Origin of the sequence: Arcobacter sp. s6, assembly GCF_040884245.1 — a bacterium.
GTDB lineage: Bacteria > Campylobacterota > Campylobacteria > Campylobacterales > Arcobacteraceae > Aliarcobacter.
Window position 1 is genome coordinate 34749 of the sequence record NZ_JBEVTN010000017.1, and the last position, 20299, is coordinate 55047.

Annotated in this window: 16 protein-coding genes, 1 tRNA gene and 1 pseudogene; 12 read left to right on the top strand and 6 right to left on the bottom strand. The window is 26.0% G+C overall.

All coding sequences use genetic code 11. The features are described from left to right. The 3 genes from ABVS04_RS11380 to ABVS04_RS11390 are packed head-to-tail and all read right to left on the bottom strand — an operon-like array spanning position 1 to position 3663. A complete protein-coding gene (locus ABVS04_RS11380) occupies positions 1-957 on the bottom strand; it encodes an imelysin family protein (RefSeq protein ID WP_368030853.1) in 957 nt (318 codons plus the stop codon). Next, a complete protein-coding gene (locus ABVS04_RS11385) occupies positions 957-2357 on the bottom strand; it encodes a di-heme oxidoredictase family protein (protein ID WP_368030854.1) in 1401 nt (466 codons plus the stop codon). Before ABVS04_RS11385 ends, ABVS04_RS11380 begins: the two co-directional genes overlap by 1 nt. Further along, positions 2326-3663, bottom strand: coding sequence for an imelysin family protein (locus tag ABVS04_RS11390; protein WP_368030855.1), 1338 nt, complete (start codon positions 3661-3663; stop codon positions 2326-2328). The genes ABVS04_RS11385 and ABVS04_RS11390 overlap by 32 nt, the downstream gene beginning before the upstream one ends. A gap of 182 nt (positions 3664-3845) precedes the next feature. Between ABVS04_RS11390 and ABVS04_RS11395 the strand changes: the two genes are divergently transcribed. Continuing rightward, positions 3846-4538 carry a rhodanese-like domain-containing protein gene (locus tag ABVS04_RS11395; protein ID WP_368030856.1) on the top strand — a complete coding sequence of 231 codons (693 nt, stop codon included), beginning with the start codon at positions 3846-3848 and terminating at the stop codon, positions 4536-4538. Positions 4539-4575: 37 nt separating this feature from the next. Here ABVS04_RS11395 and ABVS04_RS11400 read toward each other — a convergent pair whose 3' ends face one another. After that, positions 4576-6657, bottom strand: coding sequence for a hypothetical protein (locus tag ABVS04_RS11400; protein ID WP_368030857.1), 2082 nt, complete (start codon positions 6655-6657; stop codon positions 4576-4578). A gap of 172 nt (positions 6658-6829) precedes the next feature. Between ABVS04_RS11400 and ABVS04_RS11405 the strand changes: the two genes are divergently transcribed. The 3 genes from ABVS04_RS11405 (at position 6830) to ABVS04_RS11415 (ending at position 9644) form a co-directional block, all read left to right on the top strand. Continuing rightward, positions 6830-7144 (top strand): F0F1 ATP synthase subunit C, encoded by a 315-nt coding sequence (locus tag ABVS04_RS11405; protein WP_108558306.1) that lies wholly within the window; start codon positions 6830-6832, stop codon positions 7142-7144. 172 nt (positions 7145-7316) lie between these two features. Continuing rightward, complete coding sequence (locus ABVS04_RS11410) at positions 7317-9437, top strand: methyl-accepting chemotaxis protein (RefSeq protein ID WP_368030858.1); 2121 nt, start codon at positions 7317-7319, stop codon at positions 9435-9437. A 122-nt stretch (positions 9438-9559) separates the two neighbouring features. Beyond that, positions 9560-9644 (top strand) — tRNA-Leu (locus tag ABVS04_RS11415). A gap of 34 nt (positions 9645-9678) precedes the next feature. Here ABVS04_RS11415 and ABVS04_RS11420 read toward each other — a convergent pair. Further along, positions 9679-11097: a diguanylate cyclase gene (locus ABVS04_RS11420; protein WP_368030859.1), complete on the bottom strand. Its 1419-nt coding sequence runs from the start codon at positions 11095-11097 to the stop codon at positions 9679-9681. 347 nt (positions 11098-11444) lie between these two features. On the opposite strand from ABVS04_RS11420, the gene ABVS04_RS11425 reads away from it, so the two are divergent. The 8 genes and pseudogenes from ABVS04_RS11425 to ABVS04_RS11460 form a co-directional block, all read left to right on the top strand. Beyond that, positions 11445-12797, top strand: a complete 1353-nt coding sequence (locus ABVS04_RS11425; RefSeq protein WP_368030860.1) for an aldehyde dehydrogenase — start codon at positions 11445-11447, stop codon at positions 12795-12797. Between the two features lies 1 nt (position 12798). Next, positions 12799-13536 (top strand): oxidoreductase, encoded by a 738-nt coding sequence (locus ABVS04_RS11430; RefSeq protein ID WP_368030861.1) that lies wholly within the window; start codon positions 12799-12801, stop codon positions 13534-13536. A gap of 79 nt (positions 13537-13615) precedes the next feature. After that, positions 13616-14302 (top strand): response regulator transcription factor, encoded by a 687-nt coding sequence (locus ABVS04_RS11435; protein ID WP_368030862.1) that lies wholly within the window; start codon positions 13616-13618, stop codon positions 14300-14302. 90 nt (positions 14303-14392) lie between these two features. Next, positions 14393-16960 carry a PAS domain S-box protein gene (locus tag ABVS04_RS11440; RefSeq protein WP_368030863.1) on the top strand — a complete coding sequence of 856 codons (2568 nt, stop codon included), beginning with the start codon at positions 14393-14395 and terminating at the stop codon, positions 16958-16960. Between the two features lie 9 nt (positions 16961-16969). Then, positions 16970-17509, top strand: coding sequence for a SiaB family protein kinase (locus ABVS04_RS11445; protein WP_368030864.1), 540 nt, complete (start codon positions 16970-16972; stop codon positions 17507-17509). 10 nt (positions 17510-17519) lie between these two features. After that, complete coding sequence (locus ABVS04_RS11450; RefSeq protein ID WP_368030865.1) at positions 17520-17900, top strand: DUF1987 domain-containing protein; 381 nt, start codon at positions 17520-17522, stop codon at positions 17898-17900. Next, a complete protein-coding gene (locus ABVS04_RS11455; RefSeq protein WP_368030866.1) occupies positions 17897-18796 on the top strand; it encodes a hypothetical protein in 900 nt (299 codons plus the stop codon). The genes ABVS04_RS11450 and ABVS04_RS11455 overlap by 4 nt, the downstream gene beginning before the upstream one ends. Before the next feature lie 151 nt (positions 18797-18947). Next, positions 18948-19604 (top strand): annotated as a pseudogene (locus ABVS04_RS11460) (HD-GYP domain-containing protein); the annotation flags it as partial. A 32-nt stretch (positions 19605-19636) separates the two neighbouring features. On the opposite strand, the gene ABVS04_RS11465 reads toward ABVS04_RS11460, so the two are convergent. Next, positions 19637-20278, bottom strand: a complete 642-nt coding sequence (locus tag ABVS04_RS11465) for a PleD family two-component system response regulator (protein WP_368030867.1) — start codon at positions 20276-20278, stop codon at positions 19637-19639. Positions 20279-20299 lie beyond the last annotated feature (21 nt).

A 20299-nucleotide genomic window follows, 5' to 3' on the forward strand; every position in this document is an offset into this window, starting at 1 on the left:
TTAATCTCCATCAGCGTCTAAAATTTTTCCAACAATACTTAATTGTTCAATCAAAGATACATAATATGCGTTATGTAAATCTTTTGCCATAGTAAATAATTTATTTGCTTTTGTGAAATCATCTTTCGGAAGAATTTTTAACTCTGCTTTCATCTCAGCAATTTTATCAATAACAAATAATAATTGAATTGCAGCACCTTTATCCATAGCAAATCCTGCAAAATCATCATACTTATGTTTTAAAACAACTTCATTGTGTGCATCTAAAATAGCATCAATAGCAGCAAAAGAGTTTTGACTTAAAAAGTACTCTGCTCTATCATTTTTTGCATCATTTTTATACTTACTTGAATTTCCACTTGCATTTCCAATTCTCCACTCTTTCAATCTATAAGAACTTGCAATTAATGAATTAAGAATTAAAGCATTTTCCCATTTTTCATCTTTTGGTTTTACTGTTAAATAGTTTTTATAAACTTCATTTATATTTTCTAAATGAGAAATAATAGAATCTAAAATCACAACACTAATCTCTTTTTGTCTTTGTGAAATTTCTTTATTAGAAAAAAGTACATATTCTAAAGCATTTATAGTTTTAAATGAGTTTTTAAATAAAGCTGTTTTTGGCTCATCTTTTGATTCTATTACCCTTTGCATTTGAGAACTCAAATCTTCCTTTAGATTATTGAAAACATCAATATATCTTGGAGTATCAAGATAATCTTCATCTAAATCACCTGCTAAATATAAGGCTTCTACTTTTTTCCATGATTTTAGAAAATTTGTAAAATTCTTTTCATTTAATTCATTTTTCAAAATATTTGCATCATCTATTGTTTTTTGAACATTTGGGATTGATACATTATTTATCACATTTATCAGTACTCTTTCATTTGCAAAAACCATACTTGTAAGTGCTACAAGTAAAAACAGTACTCTTTTTATTAATCTATTCATTATAATTCCTCTAAAAATTTAATTAATTTTTCTCTTTTTTCTTTTGGTAAATTCATATAGTTTTCTTTACTATTAGAGGCTTCACCACCATGCCATAAGATAGCTTCCTGAAAAGTTCTAGCTCTTCCATCATGTAAAAGTCTAGGCTTTTCTTTATTTATTTTTTCATGTAAAGCCAAGCCCCATAAAGGTGCTGTTCGCCATTCATTTTTATCTGCTTTAAACTCAACTCTTCCATCTGCTAATTCTTCACCCATATTATGTAATAAAAAATCTGAAAAAGGAGAGATTTTAAAACCTTTGTTTGTATCAAAACTACTTATATGACACTTTGCACAAGAAATTTGCTCAAATATTTCTAAACCTTCATTATACTCTTTTGTCTTTTTTGCATCATATGTTTTAATATTTTTTAAATAATATGTAACTGCATCTAATCTTTCATCAGGTAAATCAATTGCATCTTTTGCCTTATCAGCTTCATTACATGCTTTCTGGAATTCAGTACAATTTTCATTTGGAAAAATTGAAGTTGTTAAGCCCATATCATTTGAAGCTGCACCTGCAACTTGCTCTTTTAGAAAAGCAACACTAGCTTTCCAAGTATATTTTCCTAATTCTTCTTTTTTCGTAATATTTGAATATACATAATTTGCACGTCCAGATATTCCATCAGCATCTTTATCATTTTCATCTACATTTGCCAAAATATCTTTTTGCGAAATTAATTCGATTAAACCAATGCCATTTAGAGTTGGTGCAATTCTATATGAGACATTTGCATTGTTATTTAAAGGACCATAGTTTAAATTTTCTAAACTATATTTTGGTTTTAATAAAATTTGTTTTTCTCCATCAGGAAAATGCACATTTACTTCTTCAAAATCAATTCTTATTTTTCCTTCAAAATCAACACCATGTATACCATTCATTGCTAATTGATTCCCATAAGTAGGTTCAGGAATAAAACCTTTTTTTTCTAATAAGCTTTTATGTAAATCGCTCTTAATTAAACTATCTGAATCAATAGATAATCTTGCAATTAAAGATCTAGAAGTCAAACCATCATTTAAAAGTGTTCCTCTTCCATTTGCTGGATGACAAGAAACACAAGTATTTGCGTTAAATAGTGGTCCTAATCCATCTCTTGCAGTCGTAATACTTGGAGCTTCAACCCATGGAATTACAAAAAAACTTCTTCCCAAAATAAACTCATCATACTGTTCATCATTTAAACTAGGAAAAGGTTTTAATAATAAAGAACTATCTTTATCACTTGATAAAAATTTACTATGACTATCAACTGCAAAAAGCCCTGTAGCAAAAAATGCTACAAGGCTTTTTAGAAAAATAGTTTTTATAAATAAATTAAATTTTTGTTTCTTCAGGGTCAGTAACATCATCAGTACTTAAATCAATTTTATTAGCTTTAGCAACATGAACCATTTCATCACCTAATTTTCTAAGCTCATTTTTAAGTTTTACAATCACTTTTGATTGAGCACTTTCAGGTCTTATTTGATAATCAAAATGCTCTTTAGTACGTGCAACTTCATCAATACTTGTAATTTTTGCTTCAATTGAAGCCATTAACTTCTCAATTCTAGCTTTTGATTCTTTATCAAGTGAATCTAAAAGTGATTTACCAAATTTCTCTCCGTTGTAAGAAGCTGTTAAAATATTTTTAAATCCTAAATAATTATTTGCAATATCTCTGTGTGTATTATCAGAAAAACAAGAATGTTCATCTTCTTCACTTGGAGTTAAAACAGCAACTGCAATTCTTTCATTTGCAAGTTCAGATTTAACAAATACACCCATTCCTGCAATGATTTGTTTTAAAGCATCATTTGAATTTATATTTTTTGAAGCATCATCACCTTTTAGTTGACCTTTTAAAGCTGCTTGATATAAACCTGCATTTCCTTTAATCTCTTTTTGCCAAGCACTTGCGATTACTTCTAAATCATTTACAACTTTTTGACTTGCTGCTTGTAAATAAGCTAATCTTCTATCTGCATTTTTTTCACTTGTAAAATCACTTAAAGCTCTATTTCCAGCACTCATAGCTCCAGGAGTTACACTATCTTTTAAGAAGTTAGAATAATCTTGATCTTGTCCCCATAATAAAAACTCAATAGCATGATAACCAGATGCAACATTCGCATCTCCACCATTTTCATTTAATGCAGCTATAGCATCAGGAGTAATAGTACTTACATCAATAGCACTTGCACCCTCTCCTCCTGGATTAAATACACCAACAGTATCAATAATATTTCCAGATGTTTTAGCACCATTTGCATCAATTGTATAATCAATCATATTTTCATCAAGTGGCCAAGCATTTAATTGCCCTTCTAAAGCACCATAAGATTCAGCAACCCATCCTTCTTCTGCATCAACAGGACCATTTGCAAGTCTAAAAATCTCTGTTTGACCATAAGATTCTCTTGAAGTTAACCAAGCTTTTTTTGCATTATCAAGATTTGCTTGTGTTGGACTTTTTGCAAAAGTATCAATAGCCATTTTTAAAGATTTTGCATCTTTTAATGCATCATTATAATTTGCTAATGCAATATTTGAATATGCATCTAAAATAGAAGCAGTTTTTGAAGTCTTTTCATTTGAAGCTGCGTTAGAACCTATTGCAAGAGCAGTTACAATAGAAAAAGAAACTAAAGCCTTTTTAGTAAAATTTATCATATATTTCCTTTTTGTTTTTATATTAATACTAATATTAATTATCATTAAAGTATTAAACCGAAATTAAACTTTTATTTTTCTTAAAATGATAATAATTATCATAACAATATTTAAATTTGTAAATTAATCTCATTTTTAAGCTTTTATTTCTATACTTACTTATTAAACATAAGGAAATCAAAATGAAAAAACTACTACTTTTAATTTTTATTATTATTTATGCAAATGCAGCGAATCCTATCTCATTACAATATATGGATATTGATGTTGAACATATATATTTAAATGGAGAAAAAGAAAAGTTTAAAATACAAAGAGTTGTAGATAAAAACTGCATAAATATACCTATGAGTCCAGAAAGTTTTAATGATGAAAATATAGAAAAAAATATTGCAAAAGAGTGTAAAAGAACTTTTATAACAACAAAAGGAGTTATACAGCCACTTTATATAAATGATAAAATCAAAACTCTAGCAGAAATAGAAGTATTAGACTTCATTCATAATAAGTCTTCAAAAGAACCTAAAAAATATGCTTTAATAGATACAAGAAAATCTGCATGGTTTAAAGATGAAACTATTCCATCAGCACTAAATGTTCCATTTGAAGACTTAGCTTATGATGAGGATTTTAAAGAAGAATTTAATAAAGCATATTCAAATTTAGGAATAAAAGTAGTAGATTTAGAAAAAAATATATTTGATTTTACAAATGCAAAAACTGTGGTATTTTTTTGTAATGGCCCATGGTGCCCTATTTCTGGAAAAACTATTAATTACCTTTTAGAGTTAGGTTATCCAGCTGATAAAATAATGTGGTATAGAGGGGGAATGTTAGATTGGAGTGCTATGTCTTTAAGTACTACAAAAAAATGAAATAGAGAGAAACTCTATTTCATAATATAAAATATATCTAAAATATTGATTTTAGATTTTTAAAAAGCTCTTTTGCTTTACCCTCTTCTAATTTCCCACCTAAAGCTTTATTTATTTTTTCTTCAATTTTATCTTGATTTTTCTCTAATTGTTTATCAATTTCATTTTTTAATAAATCTTTTGTATCAAATGAGATTTTAGGATTTGAAGTATTTCCATTTATATTAACATTAAATACAATATCTTTTATATTAGCTTCTAGTTTTGCATCAATTGTATTATTTTGAGTATCAAAAACTGAATTATTAATATTAATTTGAGTGTTAGCACTTTTCATATTTACAGTTGAAGTTAATATCGTATCATTAATATCACTATTAATAGCAACTGTTTCATAAATCTCTTTTGTTAAATCGAATTTTGCTAACTGATTAATCAAAGTTGAAAAATCATTCTCTAAAAAATGCCCATTTGTAAGATTTCCACTTAAAGTACCTTTTTTAACTAATAAATTATAATCAACTTTGAAACTTCCTTTTGAATCAAAAATTTCGGGTTGATATAGCATATAAGTTAATTCTTTTATTCCAATATTATTAAGAGTTGCACTTAAATCATCGTTATTTAAATTAAAATTTAAAGCTCCTCCTAAAATACTTGAATTTCCATCTATAATTAAAGAGTTTTCTTTGCTTTGAATATTTCCATTAATATCCATAGCTCCTCTTAATTTAGTTTTTGTAAAATCTATCAACCTTGTTAATGATGCTATTTTTACTAAATAATCACTGTTAAAAGAAGCTTCATTAAAATCAAAAAGAGCTTTACTTATATCTATTTCAAACAAAGTTGAATTTAAATTAGCTTTTGAAATAGCTTGATTAGGAACCAATGAAGTATCAACATTTAAATCAAAATTTACTGTATCTTTTATCTCTTGTTTAAATACAGTATTTACAACCTCATTTATAATTTTACCTTCACTTATTTTTGTAGTGATTAAACCATCTAAATTCTCAACTTTTGCATTTTTAATATCTCCATCAATATTTAAATTTCCTGTTGCATATACGGGTTCATTTAACATATGAAAAAGCTTTTCAATCTTTGCATCTTCAATTTTAAAATTTACATTTTCCAGATTTGAATCTTTTAATTTCAAATTATAAGTACTTGTACTTTCAAAAATATTTGTATTACCTGCAATTGAAATATTCGAGTTTTCTACAAAAATATTTCCAGATGTAAAAAAATCTCCATTAAGTTTTTTACCAATAACACCTTCTAATTTATTTAAATTCTTAACATCAATTCTATAATCACTAAAAGTTTTATTTTTTTCTAAATCAATAACAGTTTTATCTAAGAATATATCAGCAATTGAAGATATTAATTCTGATTTTATTTCTACTTTCTTTCCTAAAAGAGATGCGTTTATGTTTGTTTCTAAATTTATTGATGAAGTAATTGTTTGTTTAAACTCTTTATTTACAATATCATTATTTATTTTAGCTTTTGAAATACTAGCTGTTACAGTTCCATCTAAGTTTGTAACATTTATATTTTTTATATCTGCTGCAATATTTAAAGTACCATTTGCAAAATTTGGTTTATTTAATAAAGTTAGTAACTCCTCAATTTTTGCATCTTTTAAATCTACATTTATATTTTTAGGTTCAAAATTAACTAAATTTATGTGATAGTTAGTTTCACTAAGTGCAATATTCGTAAAACCTTGAATTACAGCATTATTTTCATCTCCAATAACTGTACCATTTGTTGAAAACGGTCCTTTTAATTCTTGCCTTGTTAAGTTTTTTAAAGTTGCTAAATCATTTATTTTAATATCATATTTTAAATCAAAACTTTTTTTGAAAATTGCCAAATCTCCTGAAATTAATATTTGAGAATCATCATTTATTTTTGCATCAAAATTAATTGTATTAAATGTTAATTTAAAATCATTTACTTTTAATTTAACATCTTCTTGTCCATTATTTACCTTTCCTTCTATATAAGAAGCAATAATTCCATTCCCATATTTTGTAAATAAAGTCCCATAAACTGAACCTATAATAAGTATAATTATAATTGTTAAAAATAAAAATAGTTTTTTCATTTGTATCCTTTTTTAATAATTGAGATGATTATAACAGAATTTCGTAAAAAATTAAATTATAAATTTTAGCTTTTTTTTAGCTTAAAAAATATATAATCACGTCCAACAAAGTGTTAAGTAGGGATACGCAAGCCGAACGGACTTTGAAACTAATAAAATATAAGGATCTAGAATGAAAAAAATCGTTCTTTTAATGTTAGCTATTGCTGCTGTTGCATTCGCTGCTGATGGTGAAGTTGCTAACCAAACTTTAAAAGCTTACTCTGTAGTAGCTGCTGGAATTGGATTAGGTCTTGCTGCACTTGGTGGTGCTATTGGTATGGGTAATACTGCTGCTGCAACTATTGCTGGTACTGCTAGAAACCCAGGTTTAGGTGGAAAATTAATGACAACTATGTTCATTGCTTTAGCGATGATCGAAGCACAAGTTATTTATGCACTTGTTGTTGCTATGATTGCATTATATGCAAATCCATTTTTAGGGTAATCTTTAAATCTACAGATTTAATAATATCTTTAAAGGGTCAAGAAGTTTCTTCTTGACCCTTTTTTTATGTCATTTTTATACCAATTGTTCATAAATAACTTTTTTTACACACTAAAAAAACTCTTTTTAATACTACTATACAATCAATAGTAAATTTTAAAAAGGACACCCCATGAATCAAACTGCAATAAAAAGCAAGATTCTTATATTATTATTTGTTAGTATATCTGTTTCATTTATTATATTAGGATTTTATAATGCCTATAATAATTATACTTCAGAATATAATTTAATAAAACAAACAGAACTAAACTTAGCAAAAGAAACATCAAAATCAATTAATAATTATTTACAATCAAAAATAGATACTGTGGAAGCAGTTGCGCAAGAAATTTCAAATTTACCACTTGATGTAAAAAATAAAGAAATAGTTGATAAATTAAGATTAGGTAATTTATCAGGTAAATTTTCTGGACTGTATTTAGGAATTGCAGAGAATGGTAATTTCTTACAATTTGATGCAACATTTAGAACACCTCAAACACATGATTATGATGCTCGTGCAAGACCTTGGTATAAAAAAGCAATTGAATCAGATAAAGCTGGAATTACTGAACCATATATTGATTTTTCTACAAAAAAATTAGTTATATCAGTTTCAGCAGCTATAAAAAGAGATGGAAAAGTAATAGGAGTTATAGGTTCAGATATTACACTTGATACAGTTGTAAAAACTGTATTAAATGTTAATATTGAAGAAGAAGGATTTGCTTATTTAATTGATGAATTAGGTAAAACAATAGTTCATAAAGATGAAAAACTATTTAATGTCCAAAATGAAATTTATGAACAAATAAAAAGTGAAAATTCAATACATTTTTCAGAAGCAATAGATGCAGGGAATTCTCAATTAATTGCATATAGTGAAATTCCTCTTACAAAATGGAAAGTAATGATTCAATTGGATAAAAAAGCTATTTCAGATAATATAAATACAAATATTATCAAAGAAGTGATTTTATATATTATTCTACTTGTTATTATCTTAGCTATTCTATTTTTTGCACTTGTAAAAATTTTAGCTCCATTAAAAACTTTTGAAAATGGCTTAAATTTCTTTTTTAAATACTTAAAAGGTGAAGAAAAAGATATCAATAAACTTAATATTCAAACAAATGATGAATTTGGAAAAATGGCAGAAGAGATTGATAAGCAAATGGAATTAATCTCTTTTAATCTTAATGAAGATAAAAAGCTAATCGAAGAAGTAAAAATTGTTGTTAATAGGGTTAAAGAAGGATATCTTGATTTAGAAATTAAAAATAAAACATCTAATACATCATTAAATGAATTAAAAGGTATGCTAAATGAGATGATTAAAACAATAAAAGAAAATGTAAATGAAGATATCAATGTAATCTTATCATCACTTGATAATTATTCTAAGTTAAACTTTGTAAATAATATTTTAAATCCAAAGGGTGATGTAGCAAAGGGATTAAATAATTTATCAAACATAATAAATCAAATGTTACAAGAAAATAAAACAAATGGTTTATCATTAGATGAAAGCTCAAAAACACTATTAGATAATGTTAATATTTTAAATAAAGCATCAAATGAAACTGCTGCTTCACTTGAAGAAACAGCAGCTGCGCTAGAAGAAATTACTAGTACTGTTATAAATAATACAGAAAGAATATCTGTAATGACTAGTCATTCAAAAGAATTAACATCTTCAATAGAAGAAGGTCAAAAATTAGCGAATGTAACTGTGGAATCAATGGATTCAATAAATGAACAAACGCAAGCTATTGCAGATGCTATTACTGTAATTGATCAAATTGCATTTCAAACAAATATCTTATCTTTAAATGCAGCTGTTGAAGCGGCAACTGCTGATGAAGCAGGACGCGGATTTGCTGTTGTTGCACAAGAAGTAAGAAACTTAGCATCTCGTTCAGCAGAAGCAGCAAAGGAGATAAAATCATTAGTTGAAAATGCAACAAATAAAACAAACAATGGTAAACAAATTGCTGATGACATGATAAAAGGTTATATAAAACTAAAAGAAAGTATCGATAAAACGACAAGTGTAATACAAGATATTTCAATATCATCAAATGAACAAAGAACAAGTATTGAACAAATAAATGATGTTATAAATAAACTAGATAGACAAACACAAAGCAATGCATCTGTTGCAACACAAACACATGACATTGCAATAAACACATCTAGAATAGCTAAAAGAATTCTTGATGCAGTAAATGAAAAAGAGTTTAGAAAATAAATAAACTTCAATTCTTTTGCAAAAAAAACTCATCATAATACTTAATCTTAGATGAAGTATTATGATAGTAGTATTTCATCCTTATTTTCAAAGCCTTAGAAGTAAATGCTTATAAATAATGTGCGGATATGGTGGAACGGTAGACACGCTACCTTGAGGTGGTAGTGCCCCACGGGTGTGCGAGTTCAAATCTCGCTATCCGCACCATTTTTAATCAATTAATTTCAAAATAACAATATACTTACTCTTCTATCTTTACAATATTACGGCCAATTTCCTTTGCTTTATATAAAGCATCATCAGCTCGTTTGATTATACTATTTTCGTCATCACCTTTTTTATAATAAGCAAGACCAAAACTTGCTGTCATTTTTCCAGCTATTGTAAATTGGTGATTTTCAATTTCTTTTCGTAGTTTTTCTGCTAGTATTTTTGCACCATCAATATCTATTTTTGGTAATATAATTAAAAACTCTTCTCCACCCCATCTTCCTAATGTATCAGAAGCTCTAATATTATCTTTTAAAATATTTGATATTTCTTTTAAAACTAAATCCCCAACATCATGGCCATATGTATCATTTACATTTTTGAATAAATCTAAATCTAATAATATAACGCCAAATACTTCTTCAAATCGATTACTACGATTTATTTCAGATGTAAATACCTGATGTAATTTATGTCGATTATATAATCCTGTTAATTGATCAGTTTGAGAAAGATGTTCTAGTTTTTTTTCATTTTCTAAAGTTTGAATATAGTGTTGTAAAATTTGCCAAGCCATTATCCATAGTGTTATTAATATTAAAATAGAAACGACAACTTGTTTTCTCCATCTTTCTTGCCAATCTTCATCAGCTTCACCTACGATAACAACAAAAGGTGAATTATCAACTTTTCTTAAACTATAAATACTATTTTCTTTATCTAAAACAATGTTTTTACCACTATACAGGCTTTGTGTTGTATTTGATGCAATAAAATCTTTTATTATAGAATTATCAATTTCTTTCCCAAGCATATTATCTAAAGCTGGTTGTCTTGCTAAAAGATTCATTTTACTATCAACAATAGCAATCATTCCATGAGGGGTAGTTTTTACCTTTTCTAACCATTTTGAAAAGAAATTTAAATTAACTCCTAGACCTGCAAGTCCTGTAAAAGTTTCACCTGGAAACTTACGTACTTGAACTACCATAAGTTCACCTATATTGCTTTCAAACATATTTGAAATATATGTTTGAATTTTTGGATTATTTTTAGGAACACTACACCATTCACGATCAATTGCATTAAAACCAACAATAGCTGGAGTATGTGTCAAAATACAGTTTTTATCATTTAATCCCACTCCATTTGCATTTGGTAAAGTTTTACGTTTATCATTTATATATTTTGTAATTTTTCTATAAGAATCTATATTTTTTGCAGGATACTGCAATTCTGAACTAGGCACAGTATAAATCATATCTTGTAAAATATAATCTGAACTAATAAATGCACTTTTTATCCATTCACTAATAAGTAAACTACTATTTGATGTACGATTAAGAGTAAGAGTCTTTTCATGGGTATATGAAACATAGTTATCAATACAAAAAAGAATAAGAATAGAAATACTAAATAAATAGTAATATAATTTAATTTTTTGTATCATTTTGCCTACTTTTAAGGAAGTATGTCTTTAATTGTCTAAATCTTATTTATTTTAAAAAAGTTAGCTAAAAGCCTACTAAACTGTAATTTTATACTTAATATACGAACTATACTAGCAAAATTTCCATAAATAAGCTTTTAAGAATTGAATTATTATTAAGCTAAAATAGGCTTTCTGGGATTGTTAGTATAATTGAAATGAAATTTATTTCCAATAATTTATATATATAAATATATACAAGTATATAGAATAATATGTGTAATTTTCTACATTACTTACCTAAAGTAATGTAATAAACTTTTAAGTTTATTACATATATAATTTCCTTTTAAAATAAAGGATAATAATTGAATGAATATTTAGAATCTCGTAATCCTGTTAATAAAAAACTCATAGGAAAAGTTTTAATAACAAATGTTGAAGATATAAACACAATAATAGAAAAATCAAAAATTGCTCAAAAAAAATGGAAAAAAATTCCAATAGAGGAAAGAATACAATATTTAGTAAAAGCAGCTGAGCAATTAATTCCTGAAATAAATAGATTAGCCGTACTTTTAAGTAAAGAAATGGGAAAAGACTTAAATAGATCTATTGGTGAAGTATCAGGATGTGCCTACGATGTTTCATATAGAGCACGTGATATAAAAGATGCAGTTAAAACACAAATATTTGAAAATTCAGGTATGAAAACACAAATGCAATATAATCCATTGGGGGTTTGCGCTGTTATTTCTCCATGGAATTACCCTTTGGCTATGGCTCATTGGTTGATTATTCCTTCATTAATTACTGGAAATAGTGTTGTTTTTAAGCCCTCAGAAGAAACACCTTTAATAGCTCAAGAATATGTTGATTTATTTAATAAAGTATTACCTAAAGATCTTCTTCAAATTATTCATGGTAATGAGAAACAAGGAAAAGCACTTGTAAACTCAGATGTAAATTTAATAGCATTTACAGGATCTAAAGATGCCGGAATTGATATTATGAAAAATGCATCATCAGGACTAAAAAGATTGATTATGGAATTGGGTGGGAAAGATTCATTAATAGTACTAAAAGATGCGAATATTGATGGTGCAGCTAGATTTGCAGTTGCAAGTAGTTTTGAAAATGCTGGGCAAATGTGTACCTCAACAGAAAGAGTTTTTGTTCATAGATCTATTGCAGATATTTTTGAAAGCAAAGTTATTCAATATGCAAGAAACTATAAGGTTGGACCTTGGGATGAAGAGTCAGATATTGGTCCAATAATCAATGATAAACAAAGAAATAATATATTAGCTCAAATAGAAGATGCTTGCCAAAAAGGTGCAAAAATCATATTTGGAGAAAAACAAGATAAAGAAGGGTTTATTTTACCAACAATTCTTACAAACGTAAACAATAAAATGAAAGTATTTCAAGATGAAACATTTGGTCCAATAGTTAGTATTTCTTATTTTGATACAAATGAAGAAGCAATTGAAAAAGCAAATGATAGTGAATTTGGATTGGGAGCTGTTATTTATGGAAAAGATGGTGTTGAGCAAGTAGCCCAAGAATTAGAAGCTGGAATGCTTGGAATAAATCAAGGTTTAGGATCAGCAGGAGATACTCCATGGGTCGGATCTAAACAAAGTGGTTTTGGTTATCATGGTTCTCCTGATGGTCACAGACAATTTACACAAGTTAAAATAATTACACAAAGAGCATAATATGAATAATAGTTTTTATATAGTAGCAAGGGAAGCAGGAGCCCAAAATCCCTCTTTACCAACGTGGGCAAATAGTAAAGAAAATGAAATTAATTTAGATGAAAATTTAAAACCTCATATTACAAGAATAGATTTAGATGATGTACCAGGTGCTTTTCAATTATTAAATGTTTTTACACAACAAGAGTGTGAAAACTTTATTAAACAAACAGAAGAGTTAGGATACCTAGAAGATGCAGCTGTTTCATTACCAAGAAGTGTAAGACACAATGATAATATAACATGGGTAGTTGATGATTTAACCCATGATATTATTTGGGATAGATGTAAAAATTTTATGTATGATGACAAAGAAATTTTTTATGGGAAAAAAACTTTAGGAATAAATAAACGATTTAGATTTTATAAATATGCAAAAGGAGACTTTTTTAAACTTCATTCAGATGGTTCTTGGCCAGGAAGTCGTGTAGTAAATAAAGAATTAATAAGTGATTTTTACAAAGACAGATATAGTCAAATGACTTTTTTAATTTTACTAAGCGAAGATTTCCAAGGTGGAGAAACACAATTTGTTGTAAATAAGAATGGTGAAAAAGAATTAGTGAATATAAGAACACCTAAAGGTGGAGTATTATGTTTTCCCCATGGTTTACATCCACTACATTGCTTACATAGCTCAAATACAATTAGTTCTGGAATAAAATATATTATTAGAACTGATGTCTTATTTGAGGTTTAAACTTTATTAAATAACAATAAGAGTTTTATTAAAACTCTTATGTTAAAATAACTTTATATTTTTCCATAAAAGGCCATCTATGAAGTATCGAATTTTAATAGCTGAAGATGAACTAATAAGTCTTGAAATGTTATCAGAAATTTTAAAAGAAGATTACAATGTACTTACAGCTGAAAATGGGAAAAAAGCTTTTGAACTCTATAAAAAATTTAATCCTCATATAATTATTAGTGATTTAAACATGCCTATTATGAATGGAATAGAACTTATAAAAAAAATAAGACAATTAGATCAAAACTCAAAAATAATAATCACAACATGTAAAGATGATATAGAAACTCTTCTTCAAGCAACAGAACTTAAACTTTTTAAGTATCTTGTAAAACCTATTGATTTTACAGCTTTAAAAAATATTATTGAAGAATCTATTGAAGAGCTAAATAGATTTCATACAGTTGAATTAGATATTATAAATATCTCTCCTACTCTTATATGGAAAACAAGTGAATTTGAACTTTTCTCTAATAATAAAATAATAAAGATGACTCCAAAAGAGAAAAGAGTTTTAAATTTTCTTTTAAAAAAACCAAATCAAGTTTTCACTTATAATGAAATTATTTATGAAGTTTGGGAAAAAAATAATGAAGCTGGAGATAGAAAGAGCCTGAAAACCATGATTACAGGGCTAAGAAAAAAACTTGAGGGTATTGAAATTAATAATGTCTATGGTTATGGATATAAGATAGTTATTGATTTAAATAACTAATTAAGATAAAAATTATATCTTTTACATTTTCCCTTACCACTTCCTAACAATTTAAAAGTAGAATTACCTTAGAAATATAAGGTAATAATTATGAAATTAAAAAATAAACAAAATAACAAACGAATACTATTAATTTTCTTGGCTTTTTCTGTGATTATTTCATTATCACATTTACTAATAGAAAATTTCTTCCATTCAGTAAGTTCAGAAGAAATTATTTTAAAAAATGCAAAAGATCTTTCAAGAAAAAAAGAAGAAATAGTTAAAAATTTTATAAAAGATTCTAAAAGTATAATATCAGCAACAAGCGATTCTAAAATTTTTAATGATTTTATAACTTCAAATAATAATGAATATCAGTATGAAAAAAATGAATTAAAAGATCTATTTTTAACATTAATGAGTTCTAATAATAACTTTATGCAATTTAGATATATAAATGAAGATGGTCAAGAAATCATAAAAGTTGAAAGAAAAACCAGATCAAATAAAGCACAAATTATTCCTGAATCTCTTTTACAAAATAAATCAAATAAGTATTACTTTAATGAATCAAAATATGCAAATAAAAATGAAGTATGGTTTTCAAGATTAGAGTTAAATATGGAAAATGGTGAAATAGAGCTTCCTTATAAACCAACAATAAGAGCAATCCAACCTATTTATACTAATGATAAATTCAAAGGAATAATAATTATAAATTATTTTACTGATAATCTAATTGAAGAACTAAGTCATGAACCTATGTTTAAAATCACATTAACAGATAACTTAGGATTTATTATTGCAAGTCATGATAAATCAAAAAATTGGGGATTTTATCAAGAGGACAAATACAATATTGGAAGTGAATATGAAAAAGAGTATCAAAATATTTTAGCAAATGATTTGTATACATCAGAAAATATTTTATCAAGACGTTTAAAATTGGATCTTTTTGAAGATCTTTTCATAGTTTTTGAAGTTGACGAAAAAAAGTTAGAAGAACAAAAACTATCTAAACTTATACAAGAAATTTATTTGACTTTAACCCTATTAATATTTTCATTGATTTTAAGTTTTATTATAATCAAAATTTTTGGAAGACTTTTCTCAAATTTAAATGAACAAAAAAATATTGTAGATAGATTAGATCTTGCTTCAAATATTGCGAATATTGCAATTTGGGAATTTCATTCTAAAGATAAAGAGGTTATATGGACTAAAAATATTAAATCTATTTTAGAAACAAATGAAAAGATTTCTTATGATGAATTTTTAAATATGATTCCATTAAAAGAAAGAGAAGCTATTGATAAAGAGTTTATGGATTCTATTGAAGAAAAAAGAGATTATGCTATTTCCCATGAAATAATATTAAAAAATAATAAAATAAAAGTCTTAGAAGAAAAAGGGAAACATTTTTATGATAATTCGGGAACTCATATAAAAAGCGTGGGCTATTGTTATGATATTACTGAAAAACATGAAGCTGACAAATTAAAAGACAAAATAATAAAACAAAATAAAAAGTTTGAAAAATTATTCAATAAATTTGATGAAAATGTTATTGCCTCCACAACAAATCTAAAAGGAGTTATTACTTACACAAGTAAAGCTTTTTGTGAAATAAGTGGTTATTCTAAAGAAGAATTAATTGGCTCACCTCAAAGTATAGTAAGACATCCAGATACTTCTCCTGAAACATTTAAAGAGTTGTGGAACACTATTCAAAATGGAAATACATGGCAAGGTGAAATTAAAAATAAAAATAAAGATGGTAGCTACTATTGGGTTTATGCAATTGTTTCTCCTGAATATGATGATGATAATTTCATTATTGGATATAGTGCAATTAGACAAGATATTACAGCTCAAAAAGAGATTGAAGAATTAAATAAAAATACAAAATCTTCTATAGAAGTAGCTTCATTTATTCAAGAATCAATTTTGCCTACAAATAATTTTATAAACTCTTGCTTTTCTGATAAATTTATCATTTGGGAACCTAAAGATATAGTTGGAGGAGATGTTTATTTTTTAGAAAAACTAAGAAATGAAGAAGAGTGTTTATTAATGGTAATTGACTGTACAGGTCATGGTGTACCTGGAGCATTTGTTTCTATGCTTATTAAAGCAATTGAGAAACAAATTACTCAAAAATTGATTAACAATCCTAATCAAGAAATAAATCCAGGTGAGATTTTACAATCTTTTAATAGAGAACTAAAAGATATATTAAACCAAAAAGAAAGAAATCTAGCTTCAAATGTAGGCTTTGATGGTGGAATCATTTATTACAATAAAAAGAAACAAATACTCAGATATGCAGGTGCTGCTAATTATCTTATTTATTATGATAATAAAGAAATACAAACTATAAAAGGAGATAGACACTCTATTGGTTATAAAAATTCAGATGTAAATTATGAGTTTGTAAATCATGAGATTAAAGTTGAAAAAGGTATGAAATTTTATCTATTTAGTGATGGATATATTGACCAAATTGGTGGAGAAAAAAATCAATCCTTTTCAAAAAAACGTACTATTAATATCATCAATGAAAATAAAGATAAACCCATGGAAGAACAAAAAGAAATATTATTAAAAGAATTAAAAGATTATCAAGGTGAAATGGAACGAATAGATGATGTTACATTTTTAGCAGTAGAAATTTAAGGAGAAAAAATGCCAATAAAACACATAAAAAAATTAATAGAAGATGATGGAATAGTTTTTATGACTTATGTGGGAGTTATGTCCCAAACCCTACTTTCAGGGATGATTGAAGCCTTAGAACAAGAACAAAATATAGAAGGTATTCCTAAAAAAATTAGTCATAATGTTTTTACTGTATTGATTGAAATGACTCAAAACATAATCAAATACTCTAAGAGTGAATCTGATGATATCAATCTCTTTAAATCAAATGGCTTAATTTTAGTTGGTAAAAATGAAGAAGGCGATTTTTATGTTCATTCTCAAAATATTGTTTCATTAGCTGATAAAAATAAAATCACCAAAAGAATTGAAGAAATAAAAAAACTAAATGAAGATGAAATAAAACAAAGATACAAAGAGCTAAGAAGAAGTGCTGCTAATTCACATGAAATAGGTGCAGGTATTGGTTTTTATGAAATTGCGAAACGTGCAAAAAATATTACATACGAATTTGAAGAAATAAACAATGATAAATCAAATTTTTATCTAACAATAAATATAAAATAAGGAATATATTATGGAAAATTTAATTATAAAAGAGACTAAATATACACCAGAAGTAAAATTTAATACAAATGAAGGAGTATTAAATATAAAAGGAAACTCTTATCCTGAGAATACCTTAGAATTTTATGACCCAATACTTAATTTAATGGAGAATTTCTTTAGCAAAACAAAAAATAAAGATATTACATTAAACATAGAGATAGTTTATTTTAATTCAAGTAGCTCAAGGGTTTTCTTTGAAATATTTGATCTTATAGAAGACTTTAGTTCTAAACTAAATTTTACGATTAACTGGATTTATGGAAGTGATAATGAGGGTGTATTAGAAATAGGTGAAGACTTTAAAGAAGATTTTCAAAAACTAAATTTTAATATTATTGTAAAAGAATGAGAACAAGAAAAGAAGATAGAATTATTCAAAATAGTTCTGAAGTAACTAAAGAATTAAATCGAATATATCAAGAAGGTATTTGCATTGATGAATATGAAAAACTTTTAGATGAGTATAAAAAACTTTATAAAAGATATGAAAAAACTATAAAAGTTTCAGACAATATTGAAAATTCTATTATAAATAAAAATGAATCATTAAGTGATAATCTTGACTATACAATCAAAATAGCAAGAAATAAACTGTTTGAAAATATAAGTGAACATAAAAAAACAAAAAATGTACTTTCAAAATATAAAGAAGAAATAGATCAATATAAAAATATATTAAATGAATTAACCCTTGAAAGAACAATAATACAAAAAAAACTAAATGGTTATATAAAGCATTTTGGAGAAATAAAACATCAGTTTGCTGTAAGTATTGATGATGATAAAAAATTGAATAATAGCAAAAATAAAGAACTTCAAAATATTAGTTTGGAAAAAGTTTTATCTTTAGCTTTTATTGATAATGAAAAAGATTTTATTTTGATTAAATTAAAATTAAAAAATTTTAGAAAAATTACAGAAGTTATCAAGCTAAATACTTCTATAAAAAAATTTATTGAAAAAACTCATATGTTTATAGGATATAACATTAGTAAAGATTCAATAATTTACTATGAAGAAGATGGCGTATTTTATATAGTTTTAATAAATAAAAAAATTGAAGAAGCTAAATCTTTAGAAAATAAATTAAATAGTAAAAGAGATATTTATAATTTTGAAATTAGCTTTAATTTTGCAATTTCTAAATTTGAAAAAGAGAAAGACTCCATTGCTAGATTAATTAATAGATGTGATATGGGATTAAAAGAAACAATAAAAAAAGACAATGATCTTATAATAGTTTAAAGGATATAAAATGAATTGCACAATGGAAGATAAGCTTTTAGAAGAAGTTGAAAAACTAAAAGAAGAATTTAATAAAACAACTGAAAAAATCATCAAAGACATAAAACGTAAAGACAAAATCATGATAAGAAGTGATAAAAGACAACAATACGAATATGATGAACTTCAACTTAAAATTAATGAAGTAGAAAAATTAAATAAAGAGATAGAAGAAACACAAAGAGAGGTAGTTTTTACAATGGGTGCGATTGCAGAAAGTAGAAGTAAAGAAACAGGAAATCATGTAAAAAGAGTTGCTGAATATTCAAAACTATTTGCACTTGAATATGGATTATCAGAAGAAGATGCAGAACTTTTAAAACAAGCAAGTCCTATGCATGATATTGGGAAAGTTGGTATTCCAGATTTAATATTAAATAAGCCAGGACGATTGAATGATGAAGAAAGAGAAATAATGAATACTCATGCCAAACTAGGATATGACATGCTTAAATATTCAAATAGAGAACTTCTTAAATGTGCTGCTATTGTTGCTTATGAGCACCATGAAAAATGGGATGGAACAGGATATCCACGAAATTTAAAAGGTGATAAAATTCATATTTACGGTAGAATCACAGCTCTTGCAGATGTTTTTGATGCATTGGGAAGCTCTAGATGTTATAAAGAAGCTTGGGAAGATGAAGAAATCTTCCAATTTTTTAAAGAACAAAAAGGTAAGCATTTTGAACCTAAACTAATTGATATATTTTTTGAAAACTTAGATGAATTCCTAAAAATAAGAAAAAATTTAAAAGATAATTTTTAGAGGTTCTAAACATTTTTAGAGCTTTAATATGACTATATTAAAGAGCTTTTTACACGTTCTAAAAGTTCTTTTTGGTTTTTTAATTTATTTTGCATTATCAAAATCTTTTCATTAAAAAGTTCAGTTGTTTTTAGATTTTCCTTTATTCGTTCATCGTTATATTTAAAATTTGTTTCTCTATTTTGAAAAAATTTTTCATTTATAGCTGTATTTTTATTAGCAGTAACAAGCTCATAACTTAATTTCTCAATTTGTTCATTTAAAATCAATTGTTGATAATATAATTCAATTTGATTCTTTGATGTTTTTATATGAGCTTTTAATCTTATTTTAAGCTCTTGAGGATTTACAGGTTTTGTAATATAATCAGAAGCACCATTTTCAAAACCTTGTTCTATTTTTTCTACCTCATCTAAAATTGTCACAAATAGAACAGGAGTATAAATATACTGTTTATAGTTTTTAACAACTTTACAAAGTTCTAAACCATCCATTTCGTCCATATTTATATCAAATATAAATGCATCATAAATATTTTGATCTATTAATTTTAAAGCTTCTTTAATACTAATTGTTGTATCAACAAGATAATCTGTTTCAAGATTTATTTGTACTATTTGAAGATTTATTTCCTCATCATCAACAACTAATATTTTATATTTATCTTCGCTCATACTACAACTTTAATTTTTATT